At 56.5% G+C, this 18756-nt stretch carries 15 protein-coding genes; 7 read left to right on the plus strand and 8 right to left on the minus strand.

Translation table 11 applies throughout. The annotated features are described in order from the left end of the window. Positions 1 to 83: 83 nt before the first annotated feature. Positions 84 to 1235, minus strand: coding sequence for a cyclopropane fatty acyl phospholipid synthase (gene cfa, locus AC1RKC_RS16980; protein WP_046374327.1), 1152 nt, complete (start codon positions 1233 to 1235; stop codon positions 84 to 86). 242 nt (positions 1236 to 1477) lie between these two features. Between cfa and AC1RKC_RS16985 the strand changes: the two genes are divergently transcribed. Further along, positions 1478 to 2383, plus strand: coding sequence for an SPFH domain-containing protein (locus tag AC1RKC_RS16985; protein ID WP_020825551.1), 906 nt, complete (start codon positions 1478 to 1480; stop codon positions 2381 to 2383). Between the two features lie 2 nt (positions 2384 to 2385). Next, a complete protein-coding gene (locus tag AC1RKC_RS16990) occupies positions 2386 to 2847 on the plus strand; it encodes an NfeD family protein (RefSeq protein WP_020825550.1) in 462 nt (153 codons plus the stop codon). On the opposite strand, the gene cueR is transcribed toward AC1RKC_RS16990, so the two are convergent. After that, the gene (cueR, locus tag AC1RKC_RS16995; protein WP_020825549.1) at positions 2844 to 3245 is read right to left on the minus strand and encodes a Cu(I)-responsive transcriptional regulator; all 402 of its coding nucleotides are present in this window, start codon (positions 3243 to 3245) and stop codon (positions 2844 to 2846) included. The genes AC1RKC_RS16990 and cueR overlap by 4 nt on opposite strands. Before the next feature lie 107 nt (positions 3246 to 3352). On the opposite strand from cueR, the gene copA reads away from it, so the two are divergent. From copA to ybaK, 3 genes are all read left to right on the plus strand, one after another. Then, positions 3353 to 6073 carry a copper-exporting P-type ATPase CopA gene (gene copA / locus AC1RKC_RS17000; protein ID WP_046374328.1) on the plus strand — a complete coding sequence of 907 codons (2721 nt, stop codon included), beginning with the start codon at positions 3353 to 3355 and terminating at the stop codon, positions 6071 to 6073. A 149-nt stretch (positions 6074 to 6222) separates the two neighbouring features. Beyond that, positions 6223 to 7026 carry a TraB/GumN family protein gene (locus AC1RKC_RS17005; RefSeq protein WP_046374329.1) on the plus strand — a complete coding sequence of 268 codons (804 nt, stop codon included), beginning with the start codon at positions 6223 to 6225 and terminating at the stop codon, positions 7024 to 7026. Between the two features lie 225 nt (positions 7027 to 7251). After that, positions 7252 to 7731 carry a Cys-tRNA(Pro)/Cys-tRNA(Cys) deacylase YbaK gene (ybaK, locus tag AC1RKC_RS17010; RefSeq protein ID WP_020825546.1) on the plus strand — a complete coding sequence of 160 codons (480 nt, stop codon included), beginning with the start codon at positions 7252 to 7254 and terminating at the stop codon, positions 7729 to 7731. A 47-nt stretch (positions 7732 to 7778) separates the two neighbouring features. On the opposite strand, the gene AC1RKC_RS17015 is transcribed toward ybaK, so the two are convergent. Together AC1RKC_RS17015 and ushA are read right to left on the minus strand one after the other, a co-directional pair. Next, positions 7779 to 8519 (minus strand): methyltransferase family protein, encoded by a 741-nt coding sequence (locus AC1RKC_RS17015; RefSeq protein ID WP_493092530.1) that lies wholly within the window; start codon positions 8517 to 8519, stop codon positions 7779 to 7781. A gap of 236 nt (positions 8520 to 8755) precedes the next feature. Further along, on the minus strand, positions 8756 to 10408 hold the full coding sequence (ushA, locus tag AC1RKC_RS17020) for a bifunctional UDP-sugar hydrolase/5'-nucleotidase UshA (protein ID WP_020825544.1): 1653 nt from the start codon (positions 10406 to 10408) through the stop codon (positions 8756 to 8758). 180 nt (positions 10409 to 10588) lie between these two features. Between ushA and AC1RKC_RS17025 the strand changes: the two genes are divergently transcribed. Beyond that, the gene (locus tag AC1RKC_RS17025; protein ID WP_493092529.1) at positions 10589 to 11806 is read left to right on the plus strand and encodes an MFS transporter; all 1218 of its coding nucleotides are present in this window, start codon (positions 10589 to 10591) and stop codon (positions 11804 to 11806) included. A gap of 247 nt (positions 11807 to 12053) precedes the next feature. Further along, complete coding sequence (gene ybaL, locus AC1RKC_RS17030; RefSeq protein WP_041414282.1) at positions 12054 to 13745, plus strand: YbaL family putative K(+) efflux transporter; 1692 nt, start codon at positions 12054 to 12056, stop codon at positions 13743 to 13745. Positions 13746 to 13793: 48 nt separating this feature from the next. Here the strand turns inward: ybaL and AC1RKC_RS17035 are convergent, their stop codons facing one another. The 4 genes from AC1RKC_RS17035 to AC1RKC_RS17050 all read right to left on the minus strand — a co-directional run bounded on the left by AC1RKC_RS17035 (position 13794) and on the right by AC1RKC_RS17050 (position 18722). Beyond that, positions 13794 to 15098, minus strand: a complete 1305-nt coding sequence (locus tag AC1RKC_RS17035) for an inosine/guanosine kinase (RefSeq protein WP_020825541.1) — start codon at positions 15096 to 15098, stop codon at positions 13794 to 13796. 91 nt (positions 15099 to 15189) lie between these two features. Beyond that, positions 15190 to 16152, minus strand: a complete 963-nt coding sequence (hemH, locus tag AC1RKC_RS17040) for a ferrochelatase (RefSeq protein WP_020825540.1) — start codon at positions 16150 to 16152, stop codon at positions 15190 to 15192. A gap of 146 nt (positions 16153 to 16298) precedes the next feature. Further along, positions 16299 to 17447 carry a glycerate kinase gene (locus tag AC1RKC_RS17045; protein WP_129983108.1) on the minus strand — a complete coding sequence of 383 codons (1149 nt, stop codon included), beginning with the start codon at positions 17445 to 17447 and terminating at the stop codon, positions 16299 to 16301. 9 nt (positions 17448 to 17456) lie between these two features. Then, entirely contained in the window at positions 17457 to 18722 is a 1266-nt protein-coding gene (locus AC1RKC_RS17050; RefSeq protein ID WP_020825538.1) for a GntP family permease, read from the minus strand. Positions 18723 to 18756: the final 34 nt, after the last annotated feature.

Genomic DNA, 18756 nt, shown 5'->3' on the forward strand with positions numbered 1-18756 from the left:
AAGCCCTGGGAGCTTAGATAACTAAGTGACCAGGGCTCGAGCGTGCAGCCAACAACGATGTGGCTGGAAAGACGAAGGGGATATCAGCGGTAAACACGAACCCCACCGTCCACCCCCTTCGGGCTGAACAACACCTGCCATAGCTGAATATCCCGTGCACGGAACGCGCCGGCGCAGGCATTCAGGTAATAGGTGAACATCCGTTCGAACCGCTCGGAATACTCTTCGGCCAGCTGCGGCCACGCCCGTTTGAAATTCTCATACCAGGCCATCAGCGTTCGATCGTAATCGGCGCCAATATTGTGCCAATCCTCCATTACAAAACGCCCTTCGCTGGCCTCGGAAATATGCCGTACCGATGGCAAGCAGCCGTTGGGGAAAATGTATTTGTCTATCCAGGCGTCGACGTGCAAATTGGTTTGGTTAGCACCTATGGTGTGCAGCAGGAACAGCCCATCGGGCTTGAGGTTGCGCGCCGCCACGCGGAAATACGTGTCGTAGTTCTTCGGCCCCACGTGTTCGAACATGCCGACGGAGACAATGCGGTCAAACTGACGGTCAAGATCGCGATAATCCTGCAGTTGTATCTCCACGTCCAATCCCTGACAGCGTTCCTGCGCCAGCTTTTGCTGCTCGGCGGAAATCGTCACGCCATACACGGACACGCCGTAGTTTTCTGCCGCATATTGAGCCAATCCGCCCCAGCCACAGCCGATGTCCAGCAGCGACATACCGGGTTTCAGCTGCAACTTCTCGCAGATCATTTTCAACTTGGCCTGCTGCGCCTGCTCCAGCGTGTCAGCGTCTTTCCAATAGCCGCAGGAATATTGCATATAGGGATCGAGCATCGCGCGGAACAGATCGTTACCGATATCGTAATGCTCCTTACCCACCTGCCAGGCGCGTTTACGCGACTGACGGTTAAACAGCCGGGCATAGGCGATGCGCGCAATGTCGCTCAGGTTTTTAGGCAAACGCTCATCGACGCCCGCCTGCAGAATGCGGGTAAATAGCACATCCAGTCGCTCACAGTCCCACCAGCCATCCATGTAGCTTTCGCCGAACCCGAGCGATCCCTCCTGCAAAATGCGTTTAAACAACGCCGGATTATGTACCTTGATATCGCAGGCGCGGTTGCCGTTGATGGCCACATCAGCGGAGGACAACAATTCTTCCACAATGCGATACCAACGATCTTTTTTCGGGGCGAGTTCATCAACACTGATTGAGTCCATAACAATCCTTGGCGCTAGATGTCATTTCAAAAAGCATAGTCGCAAATATAAATGACAAATATTTGAAGTGAAAAACGGCAATGCTTTTTACTCTAGCCAAGGCGGACAACGTCATGAAATGAATTAAAATTATTGGAAACATGCCAATTTGGAATGTTAATGGCACAACGCCCCTGATTTATTAGTCTTTGCACGGTAGCTGGCGTAATATTCGTTTACATATGTCCGACAGGAGGTTTGCCATGTTTACCCTTATTCCCATCGTGATTGTCGTCGCGCTAATCATCGTATTTGCCGGCGTCAAAATTGTTCCGCAGGGGTTCCAATGGACGGTGGAACGCTTCGGCCGCTACACCAAAACGCTGATGCCAGGTTTAAACCTGGTGGTGCCATTTATGGACCGCATCGGCAGAAAAATCAATATGATGGAACAGGTACTGGATATTCCATCTCAGGAAATCATCTCGCGCGATAACGCCAATGTGGCCATCGATGCGGTGTGTTTTATCCAGGTGGTGGATCCGGCCCGTGCCGCTTATGAGGTCAGCAACCTGGAACTGGCGATCGTCAACCTGACCATGACCAACTTCCGTACCGTGCTCGGCTCAATGGAGCTGGACGAAATTCTCTCGCAGCGTGACAGCATCAACAGTCGCCTGCTGCACATTGTCGATGAGGCCACCAACCCCTGGGGTATTAAAATCACCCGTATCGAGATCCGTGACGTACGTCCACCGGCAGAGTTAATCTCGGCAATGAACGCCCAGATGAAGGCCGAGCGAACCAAGCGTGCGGATATTCTGGAGGCCGAAGGCGTGCGCCAGGCCGCTATCCTGCGTGCCGAAGGCGACAAACAGTCGCAAATCCTCAAGGCGGAAGGTGAGCGTCAGTCGGCGTTCCTGCAGGCGGAAGCCCGTGAACGTGCCGCGGAAGCCGAAGCTCGTGCGACTCAACTGGTTTCCGATGCTATCGCCAGCGGCAATATCCAGGCGGTGAACTACTTTGTGGCGCAGAAATACACCGATGCGCTGCAGAAGATCGGCTCCGCCAATAACAGTAAAGTCATCATGATGCCGCTGGATGCCAGCAGCCTGCTCGGCTCAATTGGTGGCATTGCCGAGCTGTTGAAAGACACCAAAGGCAAATAATCATGCTCGAACAAATTGCAGCAAACCCGCACTGGTTCTGGCTCTCCCTTGGCGGGCTGCTGCTGGCGGCCGAAATGCTCGGCGCCAGCGGCTACCTGCTATGGAGCGGCGTATCCGCGGTGGTGGTCGGCGCGATCGTCTGGCTGTTGCCGCAGTTGGCCTGGGAATGGCAGGGGGTGATTTTTGCCGTGCTGACCGTGGTGGTGGCCTACCTGTGGTGGTATTGGCTGCGCCAACGTCCGGCGGCGGCCTCCAGCGGCTCTCAGGTGCTGAACCAGCGCAACCGCCAGCTGATTGGCACCCGCGCTACGCTGACGGAACCCATGCACAACGGCATGGGGCGCATTAACATCGGCGACAGCAGTTGGCGTGCGCAGGCCAGTGACGATCTGGCGGTGGGCACCGAGGTGGAAGTGATCGCCGTCGAAGGCATAACGCTGGTGATCCGCGCCGTTATTCGTTAATGGTTGTGGCAACACCCTGCCAGGTTATTAATGATCGGGCACTCTGCCCCGTCATCCCCCGGGCACTGATCCGCCAGCGCCAGTAAACGCTGGCGCATCTCACCCAACTCGGCGATGTGTTTTTCAATGTCCGCCACTTTTTGCAGGGTGCGTGCTTTCACATCGGCGCTGTGACGGGCCGGATCGTTGAACAACGCCACCAGTTCGCCGCATTCGTCCAGGTTAAACCCCACCTGCCGCGCCTGACGCAGCAACGTCAGCTCCTCAATGTGCTTCGGGCTGTAGCTGCGGTAGCCGTTATCGGTGCGGATCGGCGCGGTAACCAGCCCTTTCTCTTCATAGAAGCGGATTGCCTTGCTGGTTAAACCGGTTTTTTTCGCCACGTCGCTGATATTCATTTATCCCCCTTGACCTTCCCCTTGCTGGAAGGTTTAGACTCCATTCTTAGTGAAAATAGGCTAAGCGGTCAACCTTTAAACACCGCACCTGAGCGAGGAATCGAATCATGTCACAAACCACAGTGCTGGCATTGCAGGGACTGACCTGCATGAACTGCGCGCAGCGGGTGAAAAAAGCCCTGGAAAGCCGCGAAGATGTCGAACAGGCAGAGGTCAATGTCCACTATGCCAAAGTCACTGGCGAGGCGTCTAGCCAGGCGCTGATCGACAGCGTAGTCGCTGCCGGCTATCAGGCCGCCGTGGCGCAACAGCCGGATACCGAGCTGCAGTTGAACGGTCTGAGCTGCATGCACTGCGCTGCCAGCACCCGCAAAGCGCTGGAAGCGGTGCCGGGGGTGATTGCCGCCGACGTCAGTATCGACAGCGCCAAGGTTTACGGTGACGCTGCTCCCGAGGCGTTGATCGCCGCAGTTGAAGACGCGGGTTATCACGCCAGCCTTGCCGGAGCCGCTACCTCCCCAAAAACTGAGCCGTTGACTGAATCAGTCCCTGTATTGCCGGAAACCCAGGCAACGGCCTCGTCTCCCCTTCCGGCAACCTCTAATGGCGATGATGATGACAGCGTGCAGCTTTTGCTCAGTGGCATGAGCTGCGCCAGCTGCGTCAGTAAAGTGCAAAATGCACTACAAAGCGTATCCGGTGTAGATCAGGCGCGCGTCAATCTGGCGGAACGCAGCGCGCTGATCACCGGCAGCGCCGATCCGCAAGCGCTGGTCGCGGCGGTCGAGAAAGCCGGTTACGGCGCAGAAATGATCCAGGACGAAACCGAACGCCGCGAGCGCCAACAGCAAACTGCCCAGGCCAATATGAAGCGTTTTCGCTGGCAAGCCGCGCTTGGCCTGGCGCTGGGTATCCCCTTGATGGCCTGGGGGCTGTTTGGTGGCAGCATGTCACTGACGCCAGAAACTCAGCGTCCGTGGCTGCTGGTCGGCCTGCTCACGCTGGCGGTGATGGTGTTCGCCGGCGGGCATTTCTATCGTAATGCCTGGCGCGCGCTGATGAACGGCAGCGCCACCATGGACACCCTGGTCGCACTGGGCACCGGTGCCGCCTGGCTGTATTCAATCAGCGTCAACCTGTGGCCGGATTTCTTCCCGATGGCGGCGCGGCATCTGTACTACGAAGCCAGCGCAATGATCATCGGTCTGATAAACCTGGGCCATGCGCTGGAACAACGCGCTCGCCAGCGCTCATCACAGGCGCTGGAACGGCTGTTGGATCTGACGCCGCCGACGGCGCGCCTGGTGACCGACGATGGCGAGAAAAGCATCCCGTTGGCGCAGGTGCAGCTCGGCATGACGCTGCGGCTGACGACCGGCGATCGTATCCCGGTAGACGGTGAGATAATTCAGGGTGAAGTCTGGCTGGATGAAGCAATGCTGACCGGCGAGGCGGTACCGCAACAAAAAAGCGTGGGTGATACCGTACATGCCGGGACGGTGGTCGATGACGGCAGTGTGCTATTCCGTGCCGGCGCTATCGGCAGCAAAACCACCCTGGCACGCATCATCAAGCTGGTGCGTCAGGCGCAGAGCAGTAAGCCTGAGATCGGTAAGCTGGCGGATCGCATTTCTGCAGTATTCGTCCCGACGGTAGTGGCTATCGCCCTGTTCAGCGCCGCAATCTGGTATTTCTTCGGCCCGCAACCGCAGCTGGTTTATACGCTGGTGATTGCCACCACGGTCTTGATCATCGCCTGCCCTTGCGCACTGGGTTTGGCGACGCCGATGTCGATCATCTCCGGAGTGGGCCGCGCCGCCGAATTTGGCGTGTTGGTACGTGATGCCGATGCCTTGCAGCAGGCAAGCCAACTCGACACCCTGGTGTTTGATAAAACCGGCACCCTGACCGAAGGTCAGCCGCGGGTGGTAGAAATCCTCACGTTTAACCAGGTGAGCGAGCAGCAGGCACTGCGCTGGGCTGCCGCATTGGAACAGGGCGCCAGCCACCCGCTGGCCCGTGCCATCGTTGATCATGCCGAAGGACAAGCGCTGCCGCAGGTTAAGCAGTTCCGTACCCTGCGCGGTGCCGGCGTTAGCGGCGAAGTGGACGGCATGAAGTTGCTGCTGGGCAATGCTGCGTTATTACAACAGCATCAGGTGGCCACCACCGAGCTGGACACACAGATGCAGCAACAGGCAGAGCGCGGCATTACGCCGGTGCTGCTGGCCGTCGAGGGTAAGCCGGCCGCGCTGTTCGCCATCCGTGATCCGCTGCGCGCCGACAGCGTGGAAGCGCTACAGCGCTTGCACCGTCAGGGCTATCAGTTGGTGATGTTAACCGGCGATAACCCGGTGACCGCCAACGCCATTGCCAAAGAGGCCGGTATCGACCGGGTGATTGCCGGCGTGTTGCCGGAGGGCAAAGCCGAAGCGATCAAACAGCTGCAGGCGCAGGGTCACCGCGTAGCCATGATCGGCGACGGTATCAACGACGCGCCGGCGCTGGCGCAGGCCGATGTCGGCATTGCCATGGGAGGCGGCAGCGATATCGCCATTGAGACTGCCGCCATCACCCTGATGCGCCACAGCCTGAACGGCGTCGCCGATGCGCTTGAGCTGTCTAAAGCCACATTGCGCAATATGAAGCAGAACCTGCTGGGGGCCTTTGTTTACAACACGCTCGGCATCCCGATTGCCGCCGGGGTACTGTATCCGTTGACCGGCACCCTGCTCAGCCCGGTGGTGGCGGGCGCTGCTATGGCGCTGTCCTCCATTACCGTGGTCAGTAACGCCAACCGACTGCTGCGTTTTAAACCCAAACGCTAAATACCCAAGGGGCGCAAATAGTGCGCCCCTTTTTCTTTGGGATAATTCCTTCACTCTTCAGGCTTTCTTGTCCGGTGGATAGCGTTTAGCATGGGGAATCCTCACCTTGCCAAGCCAAGGGTGAACACGCTATTCAGGAGCCACGCTGTATGGGTCAACTGTTACGCCGAATCGCCGCCTTTCTCGGCCTGATATCCCCGATGACTTACGCCTACCCGGCGCTGGATATTCGGCTGCCCGGCGATCGTCAGTTCCATCTGGTGGGCAGCATTCATATGGGCACGGTGGATATGTCGCCGCTGCCGGCCAAGCTGGCAGCTCGCCTCAAACAGGCAGATGCCCTGATTGTTGAAGCCGACATCACCGGTTCCGCCTCGCCCTTTGACCACATCGAACAGCAACCGGAGCTTGAACAGCGGCTCTCAGAGTCAGAATTTCAGCAATTGCTGACGCTGTGCCAGGAGCTGGGTGCCGACGCCGACAGTTTTTCCACCCTGCCCGGCTGGCAGGTAGCGTTGATGATGCAAGCCCGTCAGGCTCAGCGATTGGGATTACGCGCCGAATACGGCGTGGATTATCAACTGTTGCAGGCGGCCAGAGACCAGCATAAAAAGGTGATTGAGCTGGAAGGGGCGGAACACCAGATGAATATGCTCGAACAGTTACCGGAGGGAGGAATAGCACTGCTGCGCGACACGCTGGAGCACTGGCACACCAACGCACGCTTGCTGCAAACCATGGTGAGTTGGTGGCTAGACGCAAAACCCAGCGGTATGCTCGAAACCCTGCCCGCCACATTCAGCGCCGATCTGTATGACGTGTTGATGCACCAACGAAATCGCGACTGGCAACAAAAGCTGGAGGCGTTACCGCCAGGAAATTACGTGGTGGCGGTAGGCGCACTGCATCTGTATGGCGAGGATAATCTGCCGGCGATGCTGCAGGCGCAGTAAAAAAGTGGCCAATATCGCTACTGGCCAGTCAAAGAGGAATTTCTTGTATTTTAGTTATACGCATAGCAACCGTGTTAACGGTTACAACAGACAGGGTAGCAACCCAGTGAACATCTTGGCAACCCGCTTTACGCGGCTGCCACTCAGGTTGCTGTTACCGTTATATTTTTGTAATTTTGTTGCATCCGTTTGCAACCTCCCGCTTAACAGGGAAGAGGAAAACACATGACGCCCGCAGTGATCCTGCTTGAGAAACAAAAAGTCGCTTTTACCCTTCATCCTTATCATCACGACAGTGCTGAAACCAACTTCGGCGATGAAGCAGTGAAAAAATTGGGGCTGGATGCAGACCGCGTCTATAAAACGTTACTGGTGGCGCTGAACGGCGACGCCAAACATCTGGCAGTGGCGGTCACGCCGGTAGCTACACAGTTGGATCTGAAAAAGGTCGCTCGTGCGCTCGGCGCCAAAAAGGCAGAGATGGCCGATCCGCTACTGGCGCAGCGCGTGACGGGTTATCTGGTCGGCGGCATCAGCCCGCTGGGGCAAAAAAAGCGGCTGCCAACGGTGATCGACAGCCCGGCACAGCAGTTCGCCACCATTTATGTCTCCGGCGGTAAACGCGGGCTGGACATCGAACTGGCGGCGCAAGATCTTTGCCGGCTGTTGGCCGGCAGCTTCGCCGATATCGCCAAGCGCGACTAGAAGCCTGATGACGCGGCCGCAGTCCCAACGTCGGCCGCGGGATCTGATTACTCCGTCGGCTTATTCCGTATACCCATTCGCGGCAACAACATGGGAACATGTCGGCAATACCGCTGATAATCCGCCCCTAAAGCTTTAAGCAGGCTACGTTCTTCGAAATAAACACCCACCAAAATATATAATGTCATACCTGAATTAAATAATAGACGCCCAGCGGTCATCTCTGGCGTGAACCAAAATGCCAGTAACATTCCCGTCATCATGGGATGCCGCGTCAACCGGTAAAATCCTCTTACCTGAAAAGGCAAATCGGTATATTGGCGTTCTCTCCATTGCAGCCAGGATTGTCGCAAGCCAAATAAGTCGGTGTGGCTGATCATGCAGGTTGACGCAAAGACCACGAGCCACCCTAGCGCACTAATACCGTTAAGCCCCCATGCGGCAACACTGTCTGGCGGTAACCGCCACAAGACGCCCGGCAGTGGTTGCCACACAAGCGCCAGTAGCGCCAACGACGCACCGGCAATTAACACATAGGAGCTTCTTTCCAATGCCGGAGACAGCGCCAAACGGGCCTTGAACCTCTCATGGGCCATAACGGAATGCACCAAGCCAAACAGCAAAAGCAAAACGATATTCACCAGCCAGGGCCATACGTCAGCATCCTCCCTAACGGCGACCATATTTCTCAGCCCCCAGCCGTTAAGTAATAAAATAAGCAAAACAAAGCCAACCACCCCTAAAAAATAGCCGACGACGCCATATAAAAGCACTGCTGTCCTGTACATTTCATTTCCTCTTCAATCACGATTATTTCGCTGATCTTTATTCCCTGGAAAAATTATGATTTAAGAAAGATAAAATCATTAACCCTAAAGGTATAGACAAAGAAAATAGAAATACAATTATGCAAGACAGGAAAAACAATATTGAAATTAATAATATTAGAATTCTTTTATACTAGAAGTGTGGTAATGCGGGGAAAATCGACGGCGGCTTTTAACCGGTAAAAGCCGCCATAATATTATTGATAAACGATCTCGCCTTTAGGCTCATAAGCCGCTGCGTCCAGCGGTGAGTGCTTCTCGATGTATTGCTTCAAGACTTCGGCATCGATAAACCCGGTGTTGACGTAGCTTGGCAGGGTATCCAGCTTCGGATAACCGTCGCCGCCCAACGCATTGAAGTTCAACGTGGCCATACGGTAGGTTTTGTCCGCCTGCAGCGGTTCCCCCTTGATCTTGACGTTGCTGACGCCCTGACCGTCCGCTGTTAGGCTAACGTTGGCAAACTGCGCATAGGCCCCGGAATCTACCTTCATGTTGGCGACTACAGCCAGGTATTTTTCCACGTCGCTGCCTTTCATCTCGACGTAGACCAGCGTATTGCCGAATGGCTGCACTTTCAGCACGTTTTTATAGGTGATATCGCCGCCTTCAATCGAGTCACGCACCCCGCCACCGCTCATCACCGCAAAGTCAGCCTCGGCACGTTCCATCTGCGCTGCCAGCAAGACGCGTGACAGGTTGGTCTGTACAAAGCGCACTTTGCTGCGGTCACCTTCCAGCTTGCCGTTGACACTGCCAATCTTGACGTCCAACTGCGCCTTACCTTTTTCCTGGAACGGCGTCAGCAGCTTCATCATGGAAGGATCTTCTGCGATCTGTTGGGTGTAAAACACGCGCTCACTGGTGCCGTCGGCTTTCTCCACCTTCTTCTTCAGGTTGACCGGGATCAGTTGGTAATGCACCAGCTTCAGCTCACCGTTACGGAACTGGAAATCGGCGCGGCCCACGTACTTGCCCCACTCATGCGCCTGCACAATCCAGGTGCCGTTCTGACGATCCGGCGCGCACGGCGTGCCCGGCACATAATCCACCTGCTTGTGGTTCTCGCCCGCCATACAGACCGGATCCTGCGAATGACCACCAACGATCATGTCCAGATAGCCGGCAGGCAGGCTGCGCGCCATCTCAACATCGCCCGGCGCGTTGGAGCCATGATTGCCGTCATCGTAATGGCCCATGTGCGTTGCTGCGATAATCACGTCCGGCTTTTCGTCCTTACGCAATTGCTCCACTACCTGTTTGGCTTCCTGTGCAGGCACACGGAACTCGATGTCGGTAAAATATTCGGGGTTGCCAATCTTGGCCGTGTCATCCGTCGTCAGGCCGATGACCGCAATCTTGATCCCCTGCTTGTCAAATAAGGCATAGGGCTTGAACAGACGCTGCTGGGTGCTTTTTTGATAAATGTTGGCCGACAGCAGAGGGAAAGTCGCCCATTTCTCCTGCTGACGCAGTACGCTGAGCGGGTTGTCGAATTCATGGTTGCCGATCGCCATTGCGTCGTAACCCACCAGATTCATGCCGCGGAAGTCCGGTTCGGCATCTTGCAGATCGGATTCCGGCACGCCGGTGTTGATATCACCGCCCGACAGCAGCAACAGACTGCCCCCCTGCGCTGCGACTTCCTGACGGATGCTGTCTACCAAGGTTTTCTGTGCACCCAAGCCATATTCGCCATGATCGTTCTGCCAGAAATGGCCGTGGTGATCGTTGGTGTGCAAAATGGTGATGTCGTAGGTCTTATCCTTTTCCCAGGCGCTGGCGGCTCCCGACAGGAAAGTCAGGGATACGGCCAGAGCGCATGCGGTGGTTTTTAGCGAAAAGCGCATGGCAGAACTCCATATGATCATTAACGGCTTTTTTGAGGTGACCGAAATTGTAACGCGAAACAAAGCCCTTTGATTTCAAATTTTTGCGATATACGTCAAATTATGTCGGATATGGCAAATATTGAACAACTTGCTAAGATATCTGCTCTGTCCTCTAAAACTTACCAGGCTAATAATAAAATGACCGACCGTAGCGATACTGCCATGCCACCGGCCAAGGGCAGCGCGGTTAAAGGGACTGCATTCTCGATTCTCGGTGCCATCAGCGTCTCTCACCTGCTTAACGACATGATTCAATCGCTGATCCTGGCGATTTACCCGATCCTGCAGGCTGACTTCAGCCTCAGCTTCGTGCAGATCGGCATGATTACTCTGACCTATCAGCTCACGGCTTCCTTATTGCAACCGTTAATCGGTTACTACACGGATAAACACCCGCAGCCCTATTCGTTGCCGATCGGCATGGGCTTTACGCTGTGTGGGCTGCTGCTGCTGTCCGTCGCCAATACCTTCCCGCTGGTGCTGCTGGCAGCGGCGCTGGTCGGCACCGGTTCCTCGGTGTTCCACCCTGAGTCCTCCCGCGTTGCGCGCATGGCCTCCGGTGGCCGACATGGCCTGGCTCAATCGTTGTTCCAGGTCGGCGGTAACTTTGGCAGCTCTCTCGGACCCCTGCTGGCCGCGCTGATTATTGCGCCTTATGGCAAAGGTAACGTGGCCTGGTTCTCACTGGCCGCGCTGTTGGCTATTGTGGTGCTGTTGCAAGTCAGCAAATGGTATCAACATCAGCACCGGGCAACAAAAGGTCAGCCAAAAGCGTCCTCGACGATGAAACCGCTGCCAAAACGTACTGTCACCTATGCGCTGGGCATCCTGCTGGTGCTGATTTTCTCCAAATACTTCTACTTGGCCAGTATCAGCAGCTATTACACCTTTTATTTGATACATAAGTTCGGCGTTTCCGTGCAGAATGCGCAGTTTCACCTGTTTGCATTCCTGTTTGCCGTAGCAGCAGGAACCATAATTGGCGGGCCTCTTGGCGACAAGATAGGGCGTAAATATGTCATTTGGGGCTCAATACTGGGTGCAGCGCCATTTACGCTGGCTTTACCCTATGCTTCTCTCTACTGGACCGGCATTTTAACCGTCATTATAGGGGTAATTCTCGCTTCGGCATTTTCGGCCATTCTGGTTTATGCACAGGAGCTGATCCCCGGGAAAGTGGGTATGGTTTCCGGTTTATTCTTCGGTTTTGCTTTTGGTATGGGGGGATTAGGCGCAGCCGTTCTTGGTTATGTCGCAGATTTGACCAGTATCGAATTGGTCTACCAAATCTGTGCTTTCTTGCCACTGATCGGCATTATTACCGCATTACTGCCTAATATGGACCATAACTCGTAATACCCCTGATAAAACCCGGCTGAATCATTGTGCTCAGTCGGGTTATCTCCCGAACAAACCAACGTTATTTGACTTATTTAGTGTTAAATCCCCTTACAGCCCTGCTCAAAGCGGAATCCTCTGCTTTTTCGCAAAAAAGCTCAATTTAGCTAAGCAAGACGCGAACAAATGCAATAAACTAAATGTATCTTTTCGTAACTTTGTTGCGTTTCCCCTCTGCTGCCATGCATAGCTAGAAGGAGTCTGGATGCATAATTCAACACCCTTAATCACCACCATTGTCGGAGGGTTAGTACTTGCCTTCCTCCTCGGAATGCTGGCGAATCGCCTGCGCATCTCCCCGCTGGTGGGGTATCTTGCCGCAGGCGTGCTCGCCGGCCCTTTTACTCCCGGTTTTGTTGCCGACACCTCGCTGGCACCGGAACTGGCGGAAATCGGCGTGATCCTGTTGATGTTCGGTGTTGGCCTCCATTTCTCGCTTAAAGACCTCCTGGCAGTTAAACATATCGCTATTCCCGGTGCCGTGGCACAGATTGCCGTCGCCACTCTGTTGGGTATGGGGCTGTCAAAGCTGCTCGGCTGGGATTTGATTTCCGGCCTGGTGTTCGGTCTCTGTCTTTCTACCGCCAGTACCGTGGTGCTGCTGCGTGCGCTGGAAGAACGCCAGTTGATCGACAGCCAGCGCGGGCAAATCGCCATTGGCTGGCTGATCGTTGAAGACCTGGCGATGGTGCTGACGCTGGTATTGCTGCCTGCGTTCGGCAACATGCTGGGCAATGACAACGCCAGCAGCGGCCAGTTGCTGACTGAGCTGGCAATCACCATTGGTAAAGTCATCGCCTTTATTGCGCTGATGATTGTGGTGGGCCGCCGGCTGGTGCCGTGGATCCTGGCGAAAACCGCCAGCACCGGCTCGCGCGAGCTGTTTACCCTTGCCGTGTTGGCACTGGCGCTTGGCATTGCCTATGGCGCGGTGAAGCTGTTCGACGTTTCCTTTGCCCTGGGAGCCTTCTTCGCCGGCATGGTGCTGAACGAGTCGGAGCTGAGCCATCGCGCGGCCCACGATACCTTACCGTTGCGCGATGCCTTCGCCGTGCTGTTCTTTGTGTCGGTCGGCATGCTGTTTGATCCGATGATCCTGATCAACGAGCCGCTGGCGGTGCTGGCAACGCTGGCGATTATCGTGTTCGGGAAATCGGCGGCAGCGTTCCTGCTGGTGAAAATGTTCGGCCACTCCAAACGCACCGCGCTGACCATTTCTGCCAGTCTGGCGCAGATTGGCGAGTTCGCCTTCATTCTGGCCGGCCTTGGGATCACGCTGGGCATGATGTCGGAGCACGGCCGCAATCTGGTGCTGGCCGGGGCCATCCTGTCGATTATGTTGAATCCGTTGCTGTTCACGCTGCTTGAGCGTTATCTGGCCAAAACCGAAACAATGGAAGACCAGATAATGGAAGAAGCGGTGGAAGAAGAGAAGCAGATCCCGGTCGATATGTGCAACCATGCGCTGGTGGTCGGCTATGGCCGCGTCGGTAGCCTGCTGGGGGCAAAGTTGGCCGAAGCCGGTATTCCGCTGGTGGTGATCGAGAACTCCCGCCCACGGGTGGAAGCCCTGCGTGAACAAGGCATCAAAACGGTGCTGGGCAACGCCGCCAATCCTGAAGTGATGGATCTGGCGCGACTCGACTGTGCACGCTGGCTGTTGCTGACCATTCCCAACGGTTACGAGGCCGGTGAAATCGTGGCTTCGGCACGTACCAAGCGGCCGAACATCGAGATCATCGCCCGTGCGCACTACGATGACGAAGTGTCTTATATCTCCGATCGCGGGGCGAATCAGGTGGTGATGGGCGAACGAGAAATTGCCAACAGCATGCTGAATATTCTCAAACTGGATACGCTGAGCGAAGAAGAGAAGATGGGCGGTTGCCCGATCTGATAGGCGATTCGATATAAAAAAGGTCCGGCTTGCCGGACCTTTTGCTTTTTAGCGTTCCCAGTAAGACTCTTCCAGACTGTCTTCCCGCTCCGGCAGGCCACGTGTCAGGCGCGGCGAATGCTGATTCAGCACCTGATAGCTGACACGGTTAGCGTATTTACACACCTGCGCCAGCGAGGAATAGGTCAGATAGCTGCGCACGTGCTTGCTGGAATTAGGCACGTTATTGCGGTGATAACCGTTGGCGGCGATATCATGCAGCAACGCCGACAGTGCGCCATCGCCGGCACCGTTAGTGTTCATGATTTTCTCCGGCCCGCCCATGTAAGGCGCGATGTGCGAATAGATGCGGAACGGATTTTCACAGCTTTCACGGCGCATGGCGCGGCTGAACTCATAGCGGTTGAATTCGGCAATATGCCCCGGCAGCAGCGGATGCTGGGTTTCCCGCTTATTCGACTCTTCGGTATAACCCGCCATATACAGACCGTTTGGCCCGGCGGTGCACAGCACCAGATCCACCCATTCAAGCGCCATGTCAGAGGCAGTCAATGGATCGCTCAACCCGGTCAACTCCAGCGCTTCATCTTCGTTCATCGCCAGGATCGACACGTGTTGTTGCAGGAAGTCGCGCCACCATTGCGGGTTATCGGCGATCACGTACTTGGTGCCCAGCGTCAGTACTACCGGTACGTCGTGCTTTTTGGCAAATTCAATTGCCTGCATGGTGGCAGCCGGCATCGGCTCCCCTTCCTTGCAGCGCACCAAATATGACGTCAGCACCAGCGCCGAAGCACCGGCAATCACTTCTTCCTTCACGCTTTCCGGCCGCAGTTGATTCATCTGCCCGGGGCTGATGGCAAAGGTCCGTTCGCCGCTTTCGCCGATCAGCGTAAAGCAGCGGCCAATAGCACCGTCAACCGCCTGTAGGTGGTTAAGATCGGTACGGCTGGAGGTGTTGCACAGATAGCGATAGGCGTAGCTGCCAATCTTGATATTGCTGCACATCACGCCGAGCAGAACGGAACGGTCGTCCGCCAGCACGGAGTAGTTGTGCAGAGTATTGCCGATGGTGCCGCCGGCAAATTGGTGGGTGATCAGATTATTGTCAATCAGTTCCTGATACAGCGCCTCGGCGACGTCATCCTCAATCACCAGGGAGTGCCCCAGGCTCAGACCGTAACGCTGGACAAAGGCATCGTCCACTTTGGCTTCGATATCCACCAGCGTCTGATCGATACCGACGATATAGGAGGTGCTGATTTCATTTTCAGGCTGAGCTTGCTGCAAGAGCGGATCGCGGGCGTTCACCGGAAAATAGTGTTTGGACTTACGTTTACCAGGAAATTTCATTTATTTGGCGGCAGTGGCAGTTAACAGGCAGAGAATGTTAGCACATTCCTGCCCGATTGATGATGACTGTCACTATTTTGCGCTCTGGGGATCAGAGGTGCTGCGCCACCAGTTGCTGCATCATATCAATGTGCGCCGGTTCGTCGTTCAGCGCAGAAATGTACTCAAACTTCTCGCCGCCCGCCTCGAGGAAGATTTCGCGGTTTTGCTCTTTGATTTCTTCCAGCGTTTCCAGACAGTCCGCCGAAAAACCTGGGCAGATAAGCTGAATATGTTTAACGCCTTGCGCAGGCAGGCCTTTGAGGGTTTCGTCGGTATACGGCGTCAACCAGGGTTCACGGCCAAAACGCGACTGGTAGGTCATCATGACCCGATCCGGCGCCAGCGGTAAGGTATCAGTCAAGGCACGTAACGTGTCTTCGCAGCGCTGCGGATAATCGTCGCCGAGGCGTGCATAGCGCTTGGGAATGCCGTGGAATGACAGCACCAGCCGGTCCGGTTGGCCATGCTCGGCAAACGAACGCTCCACGCTTTGACGCAATGCGGCGATGTAGGCCGGGTGTTCGGCATAGTCGCGGATAAAGCTGATCGACGGCAGGCGGCGATAGCCTTTCAATATGCGCGCCACGCCGTCCCACACGGCTGCACTGGTTGAACAGGAGTATTGCGGGTACAACGGCAGTACGACCAGATTGGTCACGCCCTGTGCCAACAGCTTGTCTATCGCTTCGCCCAGGCTCGGTGAACCGTAGCTCATGCCCAATTCAACCGGCGTGTTCGGCATACGTGCGGCCAATGCGCGCTGCTGACGGCGGCTGTAGACCAGCAGTGGTGAGCCTTCGTCCATCCATACCGACTTATACAGCTTGGCAACGCGCGGCGAACGGATCGGCAGGATCGCACCGTTGAGGATCGGCCACCAGATCAATGGGGCTGTATCCACTACGCGGTCGTCACTGAGGAATTCCTTCAGATAGCGTTTTACCGCCGACGAGGTCGGAGCATCCGGCGTGCCCAGGTTCACCAGCAATACTCCGTGTTTCTCTTGCTTCATCTCAGTTCCCCTTGATTCCTTGCAAGCTAACCCCCTGTTCTGGGTCAGGGGGTTAACGTCGATTAATGGCGCCTATTGTAACGGAAAAGCGCCTCGTCGGAACCGATATCAGCAACAGGCGTTGCCCATGATAAAGGGGAATGATATTAACTCTGCGCCAGTCGCCAGACCGCCGCCACATTACGCGCCGTCACCTCCAGGTTATCGGCCGCTTCCGCCAACGCTTCCTCCAGAGAGACAACGCGATCGAGCACCGAAAAAGCGGCGTCAATGCCGTGCTGGTGCACCACCTGATAATCTTTCGACAGGCTGCCGGCAATGCCGATCACCGGCAAACCAAAGCGTTTAGCCACCCGCGCCACGCCAATCGGCGTTTTGCCGTGGATAGACTGACTGTCCAGTCGCCCTTCGCCGGTGATCACCAGGTCGGCATCGCGCAACGCCTCTTCCAATTGAAGGGTTTCGATCACGATCTCAATGCCGGGGCGCAATCGGGCGTTTAGCATGCCAAGCAATGCCGCACCCATTCCCCCTGCCGCTCCTGCACCGGGCGCGTTGATAACCTCACGACCGGTAGCCTGTTCCAGCAATGTGCCGTAATGGCGCAGCGCCGCATCCAACTGCGTGACCATTTCCGGCGTGGCTCCCTTCTGCGGGCCAAACACCGCGGAGGCTCCGTTAGCACCACACAAAGGATTATCCACGTCGCAGGCCGCCGTGATGCTCACCTGCTGCAGACGCGGATCCACCCCGGAAAGATCGATATAGGCCAACTGCGCCAGCGCGGCCCCTCCAGGCGGCAAAGCCTGTCGATTATCGTCCAGCAGTCTGGCCCCAAGCGCCTGCATCATGCCGGCCCCGCCGTCATTGGTGGCGCTGCCGCCAATGCCAAGAATAATCGTCTTAACGCCGCGATCCAACGCAGCCTTGATCAGCTCACCGGTGCCATAACTGGTGGTCATGCGCGGATCTCGCTGCGCCTTGGGAGCCAGATGCAACCCGGAAGCCGCCGCCATCTCGATAACGGCAGTTTCTCCCTCTCCCAGCAAACCATAGAAGGCCTGTACCGGCTGGCCCAACGGCCCAGTGACCGCGACCGTGACGATTTCCCCGCCCGTAGCTGCCACCATCGAATCCACCGTGCCTTCGCCGCCGTCCGCCATGGGTAGCTTCACATACTGTACCTGCGGGAAGATCTGGCGGAAGCCGCGTTCGATGGCTTCCGCCACCTCCAACGCACTCAGGCTTTCTTTAAACGAATCCGGCGCAATCACCACTTTTTTCAGCGTTTTCATTACTCTTCCTTATCCCGCCAGATTAAATACGCCAAACATCAACGCTGAGACGGCCGCGATGGTAAAACCGACCAGTGTTTCATAAGGCAGTAGCTTCAACCGTTGATGCACGGCCATATTGACGCTGCCGCCGGTGGCATGGAAGAAGCTGCCGTGCGGCAGGTGATCCAGCACCGTCGCGCCGGCATGGATCATAGCCGCCCCCGCCAGCCCGCTGACGCCCAGCTCCAGCAGAGTGCTGCTGAAGACCCCGGATGCCACGGCGGTACCGGCGGTTGTCGAAGCGGTGGCCATCGACATTAATGCCCCGGAGAGTGGGGCCAGCAGCCAGGCCGGCATGCCGGTGCTGGTCAACCCGCTGATGAGCACGTCCTTCAGCGAAGAGTTGGCGATAATGCCTGCCAGCGTACCGGTGCCAAGCAGCATAATCGCCACCGGCGCCATACGGGACAGGCCGGAAACCATAAACTGGTTGCACTGGCGGATGCGGCCCATCAGCAATGCGCCCACCAGACCGCCCAGCGGCAGCGCTATCAGCGGATCGATGGCAATACCGGCGATCGGCCGCAGCGACAGCAGAACAATGGCAACCAAGGGTGCGCTGATCGCCGCCGCAAAGCCCGGACGAATGCCTTCGGCTTGCTGCGTCAGCTCTTCCGCCATCACCTTATCGCCCTTATCACTCAAACGGCGGGCCAGCAGATAGGCCACGATCAATCCGCACAATCCTGGCACGATACCGGCCATCATCACCGAGGTCAGCGGCACGTGGAAGTTGTCGGCTGCGGCAATGGTGTTGGGGTTTGGTGACATCACGTTACCGGCCTTGCCGCCGCCGATCATCGCCAGCAGTATCGCCGCACGCGAGATCCCGGCCTTCTGAGCGATGGAAAGGGCAATAGGCGCCACGGTGATCACCGCAACGTCGATAAATACGCCCACTGCCGTCAGGATCAGTGTAGCTACCGCCAGCGCTAACAGCGCACGGGTTTCCCCGACTTTGCGGACGATGGTTTCAGCGATGGTGTGCGCCGCGCCGGACTCGATCAACACCCCGGCCAGCACCCCCGCCGCCAAAATGCGCATCACGGCATTGGTAATGCCCTGCGCACCGGTGATCATCAGCGTCACGGTCTGCACCAGATCGGCGCCGCCGCATAATCCGCCCGCCAGCGCACCGGCAATCATGCCGTAGGCAGGCGGGACCTTGCGTAAAATCAGGACGATAGCGACGACCAATGCCACCAGCGCCCCAAGCGTGGATACCGTTGTCATTATTGTTTTCCCCGTTGTTGGTGTGGGGAAAACA

The organism is Serratia sp. GW822-FHT06E05 (assembly GCF_058799445.1).

Bases quoted from the DNA above. Each gene is read 5' to 3' on its own strand.
- cfa (WP_046374327.1), bottom strand. From the start codon at position 1,235: ATGGACTCAATCAGTGTTGATGAACTCGCCCCGAAAAAAGATCGTTGG.
- AC1RKC_RS16985 (WP_020825551.1), top strand. From the start codon at position 1,478: ATGTTTACCCTTATTCCCATCGTGATTGTCGTCGCGCTAATCATCGTA.
- AC1RKC_RS16990 (WP_020825550.1), top strand. From the start codon at position 2,386: ATGCTCGAACAAATTGCAGCAAACCCGCACTGGTTCTGGCTCTCCCTT.
- cueR (WP_020825549.1), bottom strand. From the start codon at position 3,245: ATGAATATCAGCGACGTGGCGAAAAAAACCGGTTTAACCAGCAAGGCA.
- copA (WP_046374328.1), top strand. From the start codon at position 3,353: ATGTCACAAACCACAGTGCTGGCATTGCAGGGACTGACCTGCATGAAC.
- AC1RKC_RS17005 (WP_046374329.1), top strand. From the start codon at position 6,223: ATGGGTCAACTGTTACGCCGAATCGCCGCCTTTCTCGGCCTGATATCC.
- ybaK (WP_020825546.1), top strand. From the start codon at position 7,252: ATGACGCCCGCAGTGATCCTGCTTGAGAAACAAAAAGTCGCTTTTACC.
- AC1RKC_RS17015 (WP_493092530.1), bottom strand. From the start codon at position 8,519: ATGTACAGGACAGCAGTGCTTTTATATGGCGTCGTCGGCTATTTTTTA.
- ushA (WP_020825544.1), bottom strand. From the start codon at position 10,408: ATGCGCTTTTCGCTAAAAACCACCGCATGCGCTCTGGCCGTATCCCTG.
- AC1RKC_RS17025 (WP_493092529.1), top strand. From the start codon at position 10,589: ATGACCGACCGTAGCGATACTGCCATGCCACCGGCCAAGGGCAGCGCG.
- ybaL (WP_041414282.1), top strand. From the start codon at position 12,054: ATGCATAATTCAACACCCTTAATCACCACCATTGTCGGAGGGTTAGTA.
- AC1RKC_RS17035 (WP_020825541.1), bottom strand. From the start codon at position 15,098: ATGAAATTTCCTGGTAAACGTAAGTCCAAACACTATTTTCCGGTGAAC.
- hemH (WP_020825540.1), bottom strand. From the start codon at position 16,152: ATGAAGCAAGAGAAACACGGAGTATTGCTGGTGAACCTGGGCACGCCG.
- AC1RKC_RS17045 (WP_129983108.1), bottom strand. From the start codon at position 17,447: ATGAAAACGCTGAAAAAAGTGGTGATTGCGCCGGATTCGTTTAAAGAA.
- AC1RKC_RS17050 (WP_020825538.1), bottom strand. From the start codon at position 18,722: ATGACAACGGTATCCACGCTTGGGGCGCTGGTGGCATTGGTCGTCGCT.